The following is a 13,090-nucleotide window of genomic DNA, read 5'->3' as shown; positions in this document are numbered from 1 at the left end:
TATTCTTCCCGCCCCCAAAGAAAACAACAATTATCTTCATGCATCTTTAGAATATGGAAAAACCATTTTCCGAGAAAGGCACGCCGCTTTGGATTCGCGCTTTCTACAGACGTATGTGCATGTGGTGGAGCTCGGTTCCATCGCCCAGGCCGCCCGGCATCAGGGGCTGACACCGGCCACGGTGCAGCAGCGGCTCCGCGCGCTGGAAGCGGACGTGGGCAGCGCGCTGATTGCGCGCTCGGGCCGCACCGTCAAGCCCACGCCCGCCGGCGTGCGCATCCTGGAACGCGCGCGCACCATCCTGCGCGACGTGCGCGACCTGCGCTCGGCCGCGTCGGATACGGACCTGCCAGCGGGCCCCTTGCGGCTGGGCGCAACGCCCACCGCCCTGACCGGCATCATGCCGCCGGTGCTGCGCACGTGGGTCGCACAGCATCCCGGCATCGAGATCTATATAGAGCCCGCGCCGACCACGCTGCTGTACAGCAAGGTGCTGTCCGGCGAACTGGACGGCGCGCTGCTGGTGCATCCGCTGTTTCCCATTCCCAAGACCTGCGCGTGGCGCGACCTGCGGCACGAACCGCTGGTGCTGGTCACCCCGGCCGGCATGAAGGTCGACGACCCGTTGGCCGTCATCGCCCGGGAACCGTACATCTGCTACGACCGCAGCGTGGTGGGCGGCAAGATGGCGGACGACTACCTGCGCGCGCGCAGCCTGCGGCCGCGCGTCCGCTTTGAACTGGACGGCATCGAATCCATTGCCAAACTGGTCGCCGAAGGGTTGGGCGTCGCCCTGCTGCCCGATTGGGCCAGCACGGGCACGCCGCCCGCGCACGTCAAACGCTGGCCGCTGCCCGGGCCATGTCCGGTCAGAACCGTGGGCGCGATCTGGCTGCGGTCGGGCGTGCGATCGGAATTGATGCGGGCCTTCGTGGAATTGGCCGAGTCGCAGCTCGGCCTGGGCGCCGCGGCCGCGCCGCGCGCCTGCTAGGCGATGGCGTCTTCGCCGTTGCGCGCCACGACCACGCCACTGGACACCACCAGGCGCCGGGGCGTGCGCTGCACCACGGCCTGGGCGACACAGCTGGCGTCGGCCAGGACCAGGTCGGCGCGTGCGCCCGGGACCAGACCGTAATCCGCAAAGCCGCAGGCGCGGGCAGCAGCGCGGGTCACGCACTCAAACGCCCACTCGATCTCGTCGTCGCGGCGCAGATCGTTGCGCAGCCCGATCAGCGCCGCGCGTTCCAGCATGTCGGGACTGCCGTACGGCGTCCAGGTGTCTCTGATGCCGTCGTTGCCGCCGAACAGCGTCACGGCCGCCTCGCGGCAGGCGCGCACCGCAGGCACCGGCCGCGACGCCGGCGCAGTCGTCAGCAGGGCCACGTCCAGCAACGCCAGCCGCCGGAGCAGCCCATTCAGACGCGCGGCGTCGACGGCGCCCAGACAGAAGGCATGGCTGATCACGACCTTGCCTTTCATGTCCAGGGCCTGCACCCGGTCGAGTATGAGTTCGAGCGTGAAGGCGCCCAGCTCGCCAGGTTCGTGCAGATGAATGTCCACCGGCTTGCCATGCTTGTCGGCCAGGCGGAACAGCACGTCCAGGGATTTCACGGGATCGCGGTCGATGGCGGACGGATCCAGCCCGCCCAGCACGTCGGCCCCGCCGGCAAGTGCCTGGTCCAGCAGTTCGGCCGTGCCGGGACGCGCCAAGAGACCCGATTGCGGAAAGGCCACCGTCTGGATTTCGACGCGGCCGGCCAGCGCCTGCCGCGTGGCATGCACGCCGTCCAGGTGTTTCAACCCGGCGTCGGTGTCGACGTCGACGTGGGTGCGGATCCGCGTCGTGCCGGCACGCAGAAACGCGAGCGCCAATGCGTGCGAGTGGCTGGCGGCGTCGTGCGCCGTGGCGGCGCGCCAGTTACGTTCGTTGTCGATGCGATCGGTGAGGGACGGTCCGACCTTGTTCACGTACCAGGCGGAACCCCAGGTCGTCTTGTCCAGATGGGTATGGCCCTCGATGAGGGCAGGCAGCAGCAAGGCGCCGCCGCCGTCTTCGACGTTTATGCCGGGATCGGCATCCAGCCCGGCGCCGATCCGCAGGATGCGGCCGCCACGCACCAGAACGTCAACGCCCTCGCCTTGTGCCGTGCGAACGTTCTTGAGGAGCAGATCCGCCATCTCAGACTTGAGGCGGCTCGATCCAGAAGAAGCGCTCGCCTTGCCGGACCATGTCGGCGACGCCTTCGGCGCCGATGCGATAGTCCGTGCCCATGAGCGTGGCGCCGCCGTCTTCATGAATATGGATGACGGCCAGCGGGTCGTTGGCCATGGTGTACCAGTAGTAACCGGGCTTGAGATTGTGGAGGTCGGTAGTCATGCGTCGAGTATACAAATAACGTCTGGCCGTTTTCAAAAAGACAACAGAAATGACTCGCCCCCCTGACAGCTAAGTCGTGACACGTCATACTCCCCCTGCAGAGCCTGAGTACATCTCAAGCAGGTGGCACGTGCCGGCCCCGGCCATAACAGCAATAAGCGCGCTGAGCGTTCATCGCGAGGGATACAGCTAGCACATGAAACGGCAGTTACTTCAATTCAGCGAACCGCTCAAGCAAGCCATTCTGGATGGAGCAAAGGTTCAGAGCCGGCGCATCCTCAAGCCGCAGCCGTCCAAATACACCACGGTCTGGTACGCGGACGCCGCGGACTCGGGCAGATGGGTGGCCATGGGGCCATCACCCGACAACCCTTCCGAAATGCGCAAGACCTCGAGTTGGGTCAGGTGCCCTTACGGCAAATCGGGCGAGACCATCATCCTGGCCGACGAGGCGGGCGCGCCGTTTGCGAGCGCCGTTGTAGTGGGCGTGCGCATTCAGCGGCTGCAAAATCTGACCGAGGCCGACGCGCGCGCCGAAGGCACACAGTCGCTTTATCAGAGTTCCGCACTATTGCCGGGCGTACCGCTGCAGACCGCGTTCGCGTTGATGTGGTGCGAACGTTACGGCTCCCATGCGTGGGCGGCCAATCCCTGGGTGTGGGTGGTCGAATACCGCCAAACCACGCCCTACAACGAGTCGGATTACTAGGCGGCTGGCGCGCCGGTGCAACACCGGCTACAGCCGCCCGCCTGGAGATGGTGTCCAGGTGTAACGGCAGTGCTCCGCTTCAGCTGATTCCAGCCTATTTCAATCGACTTCAATACGAAATCCGTCAGAGCGGACGCCCGCTGCCGCAGTGCAGCAGCCCCGGGCATTTTTAAACGGGGGCAGTTGCGGATTGTCGCCATTGCGGCCGCCATGCTTACGAATAGCTGGCGGAAACCGCCGAAAATGGCGTCAACGAATACTCAACTTTGCTGCGGCTCGCAGCGGGCAGGTGCAAAATGAAAAAATGGCTAATCGCAGGTCTCGGCGCCGCGGGCTTGATGATTTCGAGCGTAGCCCTGGCGCGCGTGGACGTCGGCATCTCCATCGGCGTACCGGGCGTCGTCTACCCCGCGCCCGTCTATGTGGCCCCGGCGCCCGTCTACGTGGCGCCGCCCCCACCGGTGTATTACCGTCCCGCGCCGGTTTATGTCGCGCCGCCGGTGGTTTACCCGGGCCCGGTGTATTACGGTGGCGGCCGGTATTACGATCGCCGCGAGTGGCGCGGCCCCCGGCACGGCCACGGTCATTACCGCGGCCACGGCCATGGACACGGTCACGGCCGTCACTGATTGCGCCCTGCGGCAAAAGCAAAGGCCACTCTAGCGAGTGGCCTTTTATTTCGTCGAGGCAATGTCCGGTGCCCCGCGCGATGCCCTGTCAGGCAGCGGGTGCCTGCACAGGTTTTGCGGCCAGCGAGGCCGGTTGTTGCGATACCGGTTTGGCCTTTTCATCGGCCCAACGCGGCGATTCCTGAACGAGATCAATCCAGCGGCGCGGCGCACTGGACGCTCGCCACCAACCATTATGCGGACGCATGAGCAAACTCCGGTTCACCGTTGAAACGCACACCATTAATGCCCTGGAACAGATGACGGCTTTCCTGTTCTGCTTCGTGCAGCTCTGCAAAGGGTAGCTGTCCAGGCACAGTCCAGCATTTTTCGGGTGCGGTACCGCCAACGCGGCGGGTCCATATCTGCACCCGATAGCCCTGTTCGTCTTCCTTTGCCACAGAGCATCTCACACGAAAATCTCCAATCATTCTTGAAGTCATGGACAACTCCTTGTTATATAAGTGAATGACGCGTGTCGAACGCCGGTGTATTGTGCCGTAACTATCCGGCCCTTTTATGCCAAATACACAATTGCTCACATCAAAAATCAAGCACTCACGCGAGCACGATAGCGTTCCAAAAAGACAGGAATATGTCGGCAATGATAAAAAAAAACGGAGCCCGAAGGCTCCGTTTTTTTATCCGCCATATGGCCGATGGACTCACGGTGAATATCAGGGTTTGAGTACCGTAATACCGCCCATGTAAGGCTGCAGCGCTTCCGGAATCAGCACGCTGCCGTCGGCTTGCTGATGGTTTTCAAGCACGGCGACCAGCGCACGGCCAACGGCCAGTCCCGAACCGTTCAGCGTGTGCACGTATTCCGGCTTGCCCTGGGCATTGCGGAAACGCGCCTGCATGCGGCGGGCCTGGAAGGTTTCGCAGTTGGACACCGACGAGATCTCGCGCCAGGTGTTTTGCGCCGGCAGCCAGACTTCCAGGTCATAGGTCTTGGCCGAGCCGAAGCCCATATCGCCCGTGCACAGCAGCACGACGCGGTACGGCAGATTCAGCAATTGCAGTACGCGCTCGGCGTGGCCGACCATGTCTTCCAGCGCGTCGTACGACTGGTCCGGCTGCGTGATCTGCACCATTTCGACCTTGTCGAACTGGTGTTGGCGGATCATGCCGCGGGTGTCGCGGCCGCCGCTGCCGGCTTCAGAGCGGAAGCAAGGCGTGTGGGCAGTGAGCTTGAGCGGCAGGTCGGCAGCAGCCTGGATGGTGCCGCTGGCCACGCTGGTCAGCGTGATTTCCGACGTGGAGATCAGGTACTGGTCTTCACGCACGTACGGCTTGCCCTGGTCGTCGACCTTGGGATCGTCGTCGCCGCCGCCCTTGGAGACCGCGAACATGTCGTCCTTGAACTTGGGCAGCTGGCCGGTGCCGTACAGCGTCGACGCATTGACGATGTAGGGGGTGTAGCACTCGGTATAGCCGTGCGTGCCGGTTTGCAGGTCCAGCATGAACTGGGCCAGCGCGCGATGCAGGCGGGCGATGGGGCCGCGCATGAACGAAAAGCGCGCGCCCGACAGCTTGGCGGCCATGTCGAAGTCCAGGCCCAGCGGTTCGCCCAGCGCCACATGGTCGCGCGCCTCGAAACCCAGCGCGGGCGGGTTGCCGTCGGCGCCGGCTTCGCCGGGCAGCCAGCGGCGGACCTCGACGTTGTCGTCGGCGGACTCGCCCAGCGGCACGCTGGCGTGCGGCAGGTTCGGCACCGACATCAGCAGGTCGTTCAGCGGCTGCTGCAGGGCGGCCAGCTCTTCCTCGAGCTGCTTCAGGCGCTCGGGCACAGCCTGCGATTCCGCCATGACGGCGCTGGCGTCCTCGCCCTTGGCCTTCAGTTGGCCAATCTGCTTGGCCAGCGCATTGCGGCGGGCTTGCAGGGACTCGGTCTCGGTCTGGACTGCCTTGCGGCGAGACTCCAGATCGTTGAACCGTTCCGTGTCGAAGGCGACGCCGCGGGTCTTGAGGCGGTCTACGACGGTTTGCAGGTCTTTACGCAGCAGTATCGGGTCTAGCATGGTGAGGTCGGTGAGGTTGCAAAAAATGGCGGCGGGGCTTGCCCGTCACCGGTTCTTGGCGCGTTCCTGCGCGTCCAGCTCTCGCAGGAATGCCAGCTTCTGCTGGATTTTAGCCTCCAGGCCACGATCGGTCGGCCGATAGAAGGAAGGTTTGAGTCCATCAGGGAAATATTGCTCGCCCGCGGCGTAGCCGTGGGGCTCGTCGTGCGCGTAACGATAGGCCTTGCCGTGGCCCAGCTGTTTCATCAGTTTGGTCGGCGCGTTGCGCAGGTGGATGGGCACCGGCGCGCTGCCGTGTTCCGCCGCGAATTTGCGCGCCTGGTTGTACGCGTTGTAGACGGCGTTGGACTTGGCTGCGCACGCCATGTAGACCACCGCCTGCGCCAGCGCGAGTTCGCCTTCGGGGGAGCCGAGGCGTTCGTAGATGTCTGCGCCGTTCACGGCCAGATCCGTGGCGCGCGGGTCGGCCAGGCCGATGTCTTCCACCGCCATGCGCACCAGGCGCCGCGACAGGTACTTGGGATCGGCGCCGCCGTCGATCATGCGGCAGAACCAGTAGAGCGCCGCATCCGGATTGGAGCCGCGCACCGACTTGTGCAGCGCGCTGATCTGGTCGTAGAACGCGTCGCCGCCCTTGTCGAAGCGCCGCAGGTTCTGCGACAGGGAAATTTCCAGCCAGGCGGCATCCACCGTGTCGCGTCCGGCGGACTGCGCCGATTCGGCCACGACTTCCACCGCGCTGATCAGCCGGCGCGCATCGCCATCGGCCCAGGCGGCAAGCTGCTCGCGTGCGTCGGGCTCGATGCGGATGGCCGCGCCATCGTCTTGGCCTTCGTTGAGCGCCTGCACGGCGCGGTCGACCAGCTGTTGCAGCTCTTCGGCCGTCAGCGACTGCAGCACGTAGACGCGCGCTCGCGACAGCAAGGCGGAGTTGACCTCGAACGAGGGATTCTCGGTGGTCGCGCCGATGAACGTGAACAGCCCGCTTTCGACATAGGGCAGGAAGGCATCCTGCTGCGCCTTGTTGAAACGATGGACTTCGTCGACAAAGAGAATCGTGCGGCGGCCCTGGCCTTGCGCGATCTGCGCCACCGTCACGGCGTCGCGGATGTCCTTCACGCCGCCCAGCACGGCCGAGATGGCGATGAACTGCGCATCGAAGCCGTCGGCCATCAGACGCGCCAGCGTGGTCTTGCCCACGCCCGGCGGCCCCCAGAAGATCATGGAGTGCGGACGGCCGGATTCGAAGGCGACGCGCAGCGGCTTGTCGGGTCCCAGCAGGTGCGACTGGCCGACCACGTCGGCCAGGGTGCGGGGACGCAGGCGTTCGGCCAGGGGAACGTAAGGCCGATGCGCAGGATCGGCCGCGAAGAGATCGTTGCTCATTGGCAGCAGATGAAGGAATACAGCAAGGATTTCAAGCCTGCATTACACCATGCCCAGCCCCCTTGCCTGCCTGCCGCCCCGCGAGGCAGCAACGCTGCCAAGCCTACGCCAGTTCGGGCGAGCCGAACCGGCGGTTCGCCAAGACGGGCAGAACCTTGCGCGCATGGGCCAGCCGTTCGGGATCGATGTCGGCAAAGACCAGCGCGGGCGCTTCGCCGGCCCGCGCGGTGACCACGCCCAGCGGGTCCACGACCATGCTGCACCCGATATTGCGTTCGCCGCATTCGCCGGTGGCCGCGACGTAGCAGGTGTTTTCAAGCGCCCGCGCAGTCACCAGGACTTCCCAGTGCATTTCCTTGAGCGGACCGCGCACCCAGGCGGCCGGCAGCACCAGCAGGTCCGCGCCGTCCAGCGCCAGGCGGCGGGCCAGTTCGGGAAAGCGCACGTCGTAGCAGGTCATGAGGCCCACGCGCAGCCCGCCGATATCCAGCAGCGGCGGGATGTCGGTGCCTGGGGTGACATTGGTGGATTCCTTCATGGTGAAGGCGTCGTACAGGTGCAGCTTGCGGTACTGCGACAGTATCTGGCCGTCGCGGATGGTGACCAGCGTGTTCCACACGCGGCCCTCGCCCGTCGGCACGTGGACGCACATCATCGTCGCCAGGTCCGAACCGCGGCTGGCCTCGAGCAGTCGGGTGATGAACGGGCCATCCAACGGCTGCGCGGCCTTGAGCACGATCTGCGGATCGGTGATGTCGCGGGCCAGGATGCCTTCGGGCAGAACCAGCAACCCAGCGCCGCCAGCGCGGGCGCGTTCCATCAGGTCGATGCAGACCTGCGCGTTTTCTTCCCAGACGCGGCTGACGGCGAACTGGCCCAGGGCGACTTTCAGCATGGCTTTTCCTTTGTCGAAGCACGGGCGCGCCCTGTGGGGCGCGCAGCATGGACCTATTTTCCCACCGTCGGCGCGGCCCAGGCTACGGGAAACTCCTAGCTCCCGCTTGTAAATTTCTTTCACGATAATGAAAAAAACCAGATTTGACGTAAATATTTTCCAAAACAGGCCGCTCCCATGACCAACTCCTCCTCCCCCGCAGCGCCGCTGGACGTGAATGGCAAAGGCCTGGGCGCGTTTCCCGAGTCCTGTACCACCGCCGACGTGGCGGCGCTCAACTGGAATCTGCTGAACGAAGACGTGAGCCTGCCCGTGGCCGTGCTGTACGAAACGCGCGTGCGCCACAACCTGCAGTGGATGCAGCAGTTCATGGAGGCCTATCACGTCAAGCTGGCGCCGCACGGCAAGACGACGATGAGCCCGGCGCTGTTCAAGCGCCAGATCGACAACGGCGCCTGGGGCATCACGCTGGCCACCGCGCCGCAGGTGCTGGCGGCCTACCAGCACGGCGTGCGCCGGGTGCTGATGGCCAACCAGCTCGTGGGCCGCGCCAACATGGCCATCATTGCGCGCCTGCTGCAGGATCCCGCCTTCACGTTCTTCTGCATCGTGGATTCGGCCGCCAACGCCGCGCAACTGGGCAAGTTCTTCGCCGACGAGGGCAAGGTGCTGCCGGTGCTGATCGAACTGGGTCCGGCCGGCGGACGCACCGGCGTGCGCGATGACGCGCAGTTGCAGGCGGTGGCCGACGAAATTGCCCGCTGGCCCGGCCTGGCGCTGGCCGGCATCGAGGTCTATGAAGGCGTGCTGCAGGAAGAAGGCGCCATCCGCGCGTTCCTGCGCCGCGCCACGGATGCGCTGCGCGGCCTGGCCTCCGCTGGCCGTCTGCGCAAGAACGGTCCGGCCATCATCTCCGGCGCCGGTTCGGCCTGGTTCGACGTCGTGGCCGAGGAATTCTCGCAACTGGATATCGGCAGCCCGCTGGAAGTGGTGCTGCGTCCGGGTTGCTACCTGTCGCACGACGTGGGCATCTACCGCACCGCGGCCGAGCGCATCAACGCGCAGAACCCGGTGGCGCGCAAGATGGAGCCCGGCCTGCAGCCCGCCTTGCAGGTCTGGGCCTACGTGCAATCGCTGCCCGAACCGGGCCGCGCCATCATCGCCCTGGGCAAGCGCGACGCGGCCTTTGACGCGGGCCTGCCCACCCCCGCCCTGCTGTACCGGCCCGGTTCGGTGCAGCCCGGCGCCGCGCCGGCCCACTGGAAGCTGTCCGCGATGATGGATCAGCATGCCTTCATGCAGGTGGGCGACGGCGACGACATCCAGGTCGGCGACATGATCGCATTCGATATTTCGCATCCCTGCCTGACGTTCGACAAATGGCGTCAGGTGCTGCTGGTGAACGAGCACTACGGCGTCACCGGCGTGGCCGAAACCTTCTTCTAGTCCCCCTGCCCGCGGCACCGCGCCAGGCCCACAGGGGACCGCAGCATCCGGGCACCCGGCGCTCATCCGATTTCACGCGACAACCTGTTTCTGTTCCTCTGGAGAGAGAATCATGAACTTCCGTACCTCCCGGCGAGGCGGTGGGCTGAAGAGCCTGCTCGCGGCCGGCGCAATTGGCTTGACCGCTTTGTCGACCCCCGCCCTCTGTGCCACGCCGGTCAAGGGAGGCACGATCTCTGTCGCCACCATCGGCGAACCGCCGACGCTGGACCCGATGACCAGCACGGCGGATCTGGTGGGCATCCTGACCCAGCACTTCTTCGAGACGCTGTACACCTTTGACGCCAAGTGGAACCTGACGCCGCTTCTGGCCGACAAGATGCCGGACGTGTCGGCAGACGGCCTGGTCTACACGATTCCGCTGCGCCAGGGCATCACGTTCCATGACGGCTCGAAGATGGATTCGTCCGACGTGCTGGCGTCGCTGAAGCGCTGGACCGAGACCGCCACGCGCGGCAAGATGGCCGCCAAGATCATCAGCGGCATCGAGGCCCCGGACGCCAACACGATCCGCATCACGCTCAAGCAGCCGTACGCGCCGCTGACCGCGCTGCTGGCCATGAACAACAGCGCCGCGGTCGTCATGCCCAAGGGCAAGATCGCGCCGGCCCTGACCGAATTCGTCGGCACCGGCCCCTACCAGCTCAAGGCCCGCGTGCCCGACCAGTACGTGCAGCTTGTCCGCTTTGACGGTTACAAGCAGCGCGAAGGCGAGCCCAACGGCTACGGCGGCGCGCGCAAGCAATACCTGGACGAGATCCGCTTCGTGCCGGTCAGCAACGCCAACACCCGCGTGGAAAGCGCGGTGGCAGGCCAGTTCGACTATGTGGATTCGCTGCCCGTGGAGTCGCTGGCCAAGCTGAAGAACGGCCGGTCCGATCCGGTCATGCTCAAGCCCTTCGGCTGGCCGCGCCTGGTGCTCAACACCAAGCAGGGCATCATGTCGAACCAGGCTGTCCGCCAGGCGGTGCAGCTGGCCCTGAACGAAGAAGACATGCTGTTCGCGGCGTTCGGCGACAAGAACTTCTACAAGCTCAACGGCGACCTGTACCCGGAAGGCTTCCCGTGGGCCACGTCGCTGGGCGGCAAGGTCTACAACAAGGGCGACGCCGCAGCGGCCAAGAAGCTGGTCGACAGCGCCAACGTGCAGGACCGCAAGATCCGCATCCTGACCAGCCAGCAGTACGAGTTCCACTACAAGATGGCGTTGGTCGCCGCCGAATACCTGAAGGCCGCCGGGTTCACGGTGGACATGCAGGTCGTGGATTGGGCCACGCTGACGCAGCGCCGCCAGGATCCGGCCGTGTGGGACATCTTCATTACCCACAGCCCCTTCCTGCCCGAACCCGCGCTGATCGACTTCCCGTCCAAGGACGCGCCGGGCTGGTGGGACACGCCGCGCCGCAACCAGGTGCTGGACGCCTTCAATCAGGCCGGCTCGCAGGAAGAGCGCGTCAAGCGCTGGGCCGACGTGCAGCAGGCCGTGTATGACGAGGTGCCGTTCATCAAGGTGGGCGACTTCAATGCGCAAGCCGCGCGCTCGCCCGCGCTGCAAGGCACGCAGGCGGTGCCGTGGCCGTACTTCTGGAACGCCTGGAAGGCGCCCAAGTAAGCCCCTGCCCGGCGGGCGGCCGCTGCCGCCCGCCGCCGCGGACCTGCGCGCGCGATCGCTCGCGCCCACGCAATGATTTTTAGGATGTCACCGTGTTGCGTTATCTCTTGAATCGGCTGGTCGGGCTGGTGGCCGTGATGTTCATCGTCGCGACCATCGTGTTCGTGATCATCCGCCTCACGCCCGGCGACCCGGCCGCCGTGATGCTCGGCCCGCAGGCCAGCCAGCAGGACATCGCCGCCCTGCGCGCGCAGCTCGGGCTGGACCAGCCCGTGGCAATCCAGTACGTGTCGTGGCTGGGCAAGCTTGTGCAGGGCGATCTGGGCCAGTCCATTTTCATGAACAAGCCGGTGCTGTCGGCGCTGGCCGACCGCGCCGAACCGACGATTCTGCTGACGCTGATGTCGCTGCTGATCGCCAGCGCCATCGCGCTGCCGGTCGGCATTCTGTCGGCGGTCAAGCGCGGCACCACGCTGGACCAGTCGGTGCTGTCGTTCTCGATGTTCACGTCCAGCGTGCCGAGCTTCTGGCTGGGGCTGCTGCTGATGCAGGTGTTCTCCGTGAAGCTGGGCTGGCTGCCGGTGGCCGGCTATGGCGGGCCGGACGCCTCGCTGGCCACGCGCCTGTCGCACTTGATCCTGCCTGCGGTCGTGCTGGGACTGGTGAATTCGGCGCTGATCACCCGCTTCATCCGCGCCAGCATGCTGGACGTGCTGCGCGACGACTACGTGCGCACGGCGCGCGCCAAGGGCCTGCCGGAACGCAAGGTCATCCTGAAGCACGCGGTGCGCAACGCGTTGATTCCGATTCTGACGGTGCTGGGCCTGACCACGGCGCTGCTGATCAGCGGTGCGGTCGTGACCGAGACCGTGTTTGGCCTGCCCGGCGTGGGCAGCCTGGTGGTGTCGGCCGTGCTGCGGCGGGATTATCCGGTCATCCAGGGCGCGCTGCTGATCATCGCGGCCATCTACGTGCTGATCAATCTGTTCATCGACCTGCTGTACCTCGTGGTCGACCCCCGCGTGCGTTACTGAGCCATCGATATGACGACTGCAACTTCCATGAATCCCGGCTCGGACCGCTGGCAGGTCCTGCGCCTGCTGGTGTCGCGCAAGACGGTGCTGATCAGCCTTATCGTGATCGTGGTGCTGGCGGCCGCCGCGCTGCTGGCGCCGTGGATCAGCCCCTACGATCCGTTCAAGCTGTCCATCATGAACCGCCTGAAGGCGCCGGGCGCCGCGCACTGGTTCGGCACCGACGACTTCGGCCGCGACGTTTTCAGCCGCGTCATCCACGGCGGACGGCTGTCGCTGATGGTGGGCTTTTCCGTTGTCATCCTGTCCAGCGTGCTGGGCATTGCGCTGGGACTGATCGCCGGGTTCTTCCGAACCGCCGACAAGTTCGTGTCGCGGCTGATCGACGCCATGATGGCGTTCCCCGACATCCTGCTGGCGATCTCGCTGGTAGCCGCGCTGGGGCCGTCGCTGGTCAACGTGGTGATCGCGCTGGGCATCGTGTACACGCCGCGCCTGGCGCGCATCGTGCGGGCCTCGACGCTGGTGATCCGCGAGCTGCCCTTTGTGGAAGCGGCCCGCGCGCTGGGCGTGCCCACGTGGCGCATCGTCACCGTGCACGTGCTGCGCAACCTGGTGTCGCCCATCCTGGTGCAGGGCACCTTCATCTTCGCGTACGCCATCCTGGCCGAGGCGGGCCTGTCGTTCCTGGGCGTGGGCGTGTCGCCCGACATTCCGACCTGGGGCACCATGATCAACGCCGGCCAGCAGTACATGGGCTCGGCGGACTGGATCATGATCTTTCCCGGCATCGCCATCGTGCTGTCCGTGCTGTCGCTGCAACTGGTGGGCGACGGCCTGCGCGACGTTCTCGATCCGCGCCTGCGCAAGGAGCTGTAA

13 protein-coding genes are annotated in these 13,090 nt (G+C 65.6%); 7 read left to right on the top strand and 6 right to left on the bottom strand.

Going from position 1 to position 13,090, the window contains the following annotated elements; genetic code table 11:
• Window positions 1-88: 88 nt before the first annotated feature.
• Window positions 89-991: a LysR family transcriptional regulator gene (locus CLM73_RS05385; protein ID WP_105237619.1), complete on the top strand. Its 903-nt coding sequence runs from the start codon at window positions 89-91 to the stop codon at window positions 989-991.
• Here CLM73_RS05385 and CLM73_RS05380 read toward each other — a convergent pair.
• Both CLM73_RS05380 and CLM73_RS05375 read right to left on the bottom strand, forming a co-directional pair.
• A complete protein-coding gene (locus CLM73_RS05380; RefSeq protein ID WP_105237618.1) occupies window positions 988-2,178 on the bottom strand; it encodes an amidohydrolase family protein in 1,191 nt (396 codons plus the stop codon). The two genes, CLM73_RS05385 and CLM73_RS05380, sit on opposite strands and share 4 nt — an antisense overlap.
• Window position 2,179: 1 nt before the next feature.
• Window positions 2,180-2,377, bottom strand: a complete 198-nt coding sequence (locus CLM73_RS05375; protein ID WP_056568607.1) for a hypothetical protein — start codon at window positions 2,375-2,377, stop codon at window positions 2,180-2,182.
• A gap of 196 nt (window positions 2,378-2,573) precedes the next feature.
• Here CLM73_RS05375 and CLM73_RS05370 point away from each other — a divergent pair, with 196 nt between their 5' ends.
• Window positions 2,574-3,086: an ASCH domain-containing protein gene (locus tag CLM73_RS05370; RefSeq protein WP_105237617.1), complete on the top strand. Its 513-nt coding sequence runs from the start codon at window positions 2,574-2,576 to the stop codon at window positions 3,084-3,086.
• A gap of 296 nt (window positions 3,087-3,382) precedes the next feature.
• The gene (locus CLM73_RS05365; RefSeq protein ID WP_105237616.1) at window positions 3,383-3,715 is read left to right on the top strand and encodes a virulence factor; all 333 of its coding nucleotides are present in this window, start codon (window positions 3,383-3,385) and stop codon (window positions 3,713-3,715) included.
• A gap of 233 nt (window positions 3,716-3,948) precedes the next feature.
• Here the strand turns inward: CLM73_RS05365 and CLM73_RS05360 are convergent, their stop codons facing one another.
• From CLM73_RS05360 to CLM73_RS05345, 4 genes are all read right to left on the bottom strand, one after another.
• A complete protein-coding gene (locus CLM73_RS05360) occupies window positions 3,949-4,197 on the bottom strand; it encodes a hypothetical protein (RefSeq protein WP_105237615.1) in 249 nt (82 codons plus the stop codon).
• A 234-nt stretch (window positions 4,198-4,431) separates the two neighbouring features.
• Window positions 4,432-5,778, bottom strand: coding sequence for a serine--tRNA ligase (gene serS / locus CLM73_RS05355; protein WP_105237614.1), 1,347 nt, complete (start codon window positions 5,776-5,778; stop codon window positions 4,432-4,434).
• A 45-nt stretch (window positions 5,779-5,823) separates the two neighbouring features.
• Window positions 5,824-7,164 (bottom strand): replication-associated recombination protein A, encoded by a 1,341-nt coding sequence (locus CLM73_RS05350; RefSeq protein ID WP_056568621.1) that lies wholly within the window; start codon window positions 7,162-7,164, stop codon window positions 5,824-5,826.
• Window positions 7,165-7,267: 103 nt separating this feature from the next.
• Window positions 7,268-8,059: a deaminated glutathione amidase gene (locus CLM73_RS05345; protein ID WP_105237613.1), complete on the bottom strand. Its 792-nt coding sequence runs from the start codon at window positions 8,057-8,059 to the stop codon at window positions 7,268-7,270.
• Window positions 8,060-8,236: 177 nt separating this feature from the next.
• Here CLM73_RS05345 and CLM73_RS05340 point away from each other — a divergent pair, with 177 nt between their 5' ends.
• The 4 genes from CLM73_RS05340 to CLM73_RS05325 all read left to right on the top strand — a co-directional run bounded on the left by CLM73_RS05340 (window position 8,237) and on the right by CLM73_RS05325 (window position 13,090).
• Window positions 8,237-9,505 carry an amino acid deaminase gene (locus CLM73_RS05340; RefSeq protein WP_105237612.1) on the top strand — a complete coding sequence of 423 codons (1,269 nt, stop codon included), beginning with the start codon at window positions 8,237-8,239 and terminating at the stop codon, window positions 9,503-9,505.
• Window positions 9,506-9,617: 112 nt separating this feature from the next.
• Window positions 9,618-11,177 (top strand): ABC transporter substrate-binding protein, encoded by a 1,560-nt coding sequence (locus CLM73_RS05335; protein WP_105237611.1) that lies wholly within the window; start codon window positions 9,618-9,620, stop codon window positions 11,175-11,177.
• A gap of 92 nt (window positions 11,178-11,269) precedes the next feature.
• Window positions 11,270-12,211, top strand: a complete 942-nt coding sequence (locus CLM73_RS05330) for an ABC transporter permease (protein WP_105237610.1) — start codon at window positions 11,270-11,272, stop codon at window positions 12,209-12,211.
• Between the two features lie 9 nt (window positions 12,212-12,220).
• Window positions 12,221-13,090: an ABC transporter permease gene (locus tag CLM73_RS05325; RefSeq protein ID WP_056568629.1), complete on the top strand. Its 870-nt coding sequence runs from the start codon at window positions 12,221-12,223 to the stop codon at window positions 13,088-13,090.

The organism is Achromobacter spanius (genome assembly GCF_002966795.1).
In the GTDB taxonomy this organism is placed as follows: domain Bacteria; phylum Pseudomonadota; class Gammaproteobacteria; order Burkholderiales; family Burkholderiaceae_B; genus Achromobacter; species Achromobacter spanius_D.
This window is presented reverse-complemented; position numbering and strand designations above follow the sequence as displayed.

Coding starts and splice junctions, on each gene's coding strand:
- CLM73_RS05380 (WP_105237618.1), bottom strand. CDS start 2,178: ATGGCGGATCTGCTCCTCAAGAACGTTCGCACGGCACAAGGCGAGGGC.
- CLM73_RS05350 (WP_056568621.1), bottom strand. CDS start 7,164: ATGAGCAACGATCTCTTCGCGGCCGATCCTGCGCATCGGCCTTACGTT.
- CLM73_RS05345 (WP_105237613.1), bottom strand. CDS start 8,059: ATGCTGAAAGTCGCCCTGGGCCAGTTCGCCGTCAGCCGCGTCTGGGAA.
- CLM73_RS05335 (WP_105237611.1), top strand. CDS start 9,618: ATGAACTTCCGTACCTCCCGGCGAGGCGGTGGGCTGAAGAGCCTGCTC.
- CLM73_RS05365 (WP_105237616.1), top strand. CDS start 3,383: ATGAAAAAATGGCTAATCGCAGGTCTCGGCGCCGCGGGCTTGATGATT.
- CLM73_RS05360 (WP_105237615.1), bottom strand. CDS start 4,197: ATGACTTCAAGAATGATTGGAGATTTTCGTGTGAGATGCTCTGTGGCA.
- CLM73_RS05370 (WP_105237617.1), top strand. CDS start 2,574: ATGAAACGGCAGTTACTTCAATTCAGCGAACCGCTCAAGCAAGCCATT.
- CLM73_RS05325 (WP_056568629.1), top strand. CDS start 12,221: ATGACGACTGCAACTTCCATGAATCCCGGCTCGGACCGCTGGCAGGTC.
- CLM73_RS05340 (WP_105237612.1), top strand. CDS start 8,237: ATGACCAACTCCTCCTCCCCCGCAGCGCCGCTGGACGTGAATGGCAAA.
- CLM73_RS05375 (WP_056568607.1), bottom strand. CDS start 2,377: ATGACTACCGACCTCCACAATCTCAAGCCCGGTTACTACTGGTACACC.
- serS (WP_105237614.1), bottom strand. CDS start 5,778: ATGCTAGACCCGATACTGCTGCGTAAAGACCTGCAAACCGTCGTAGAC.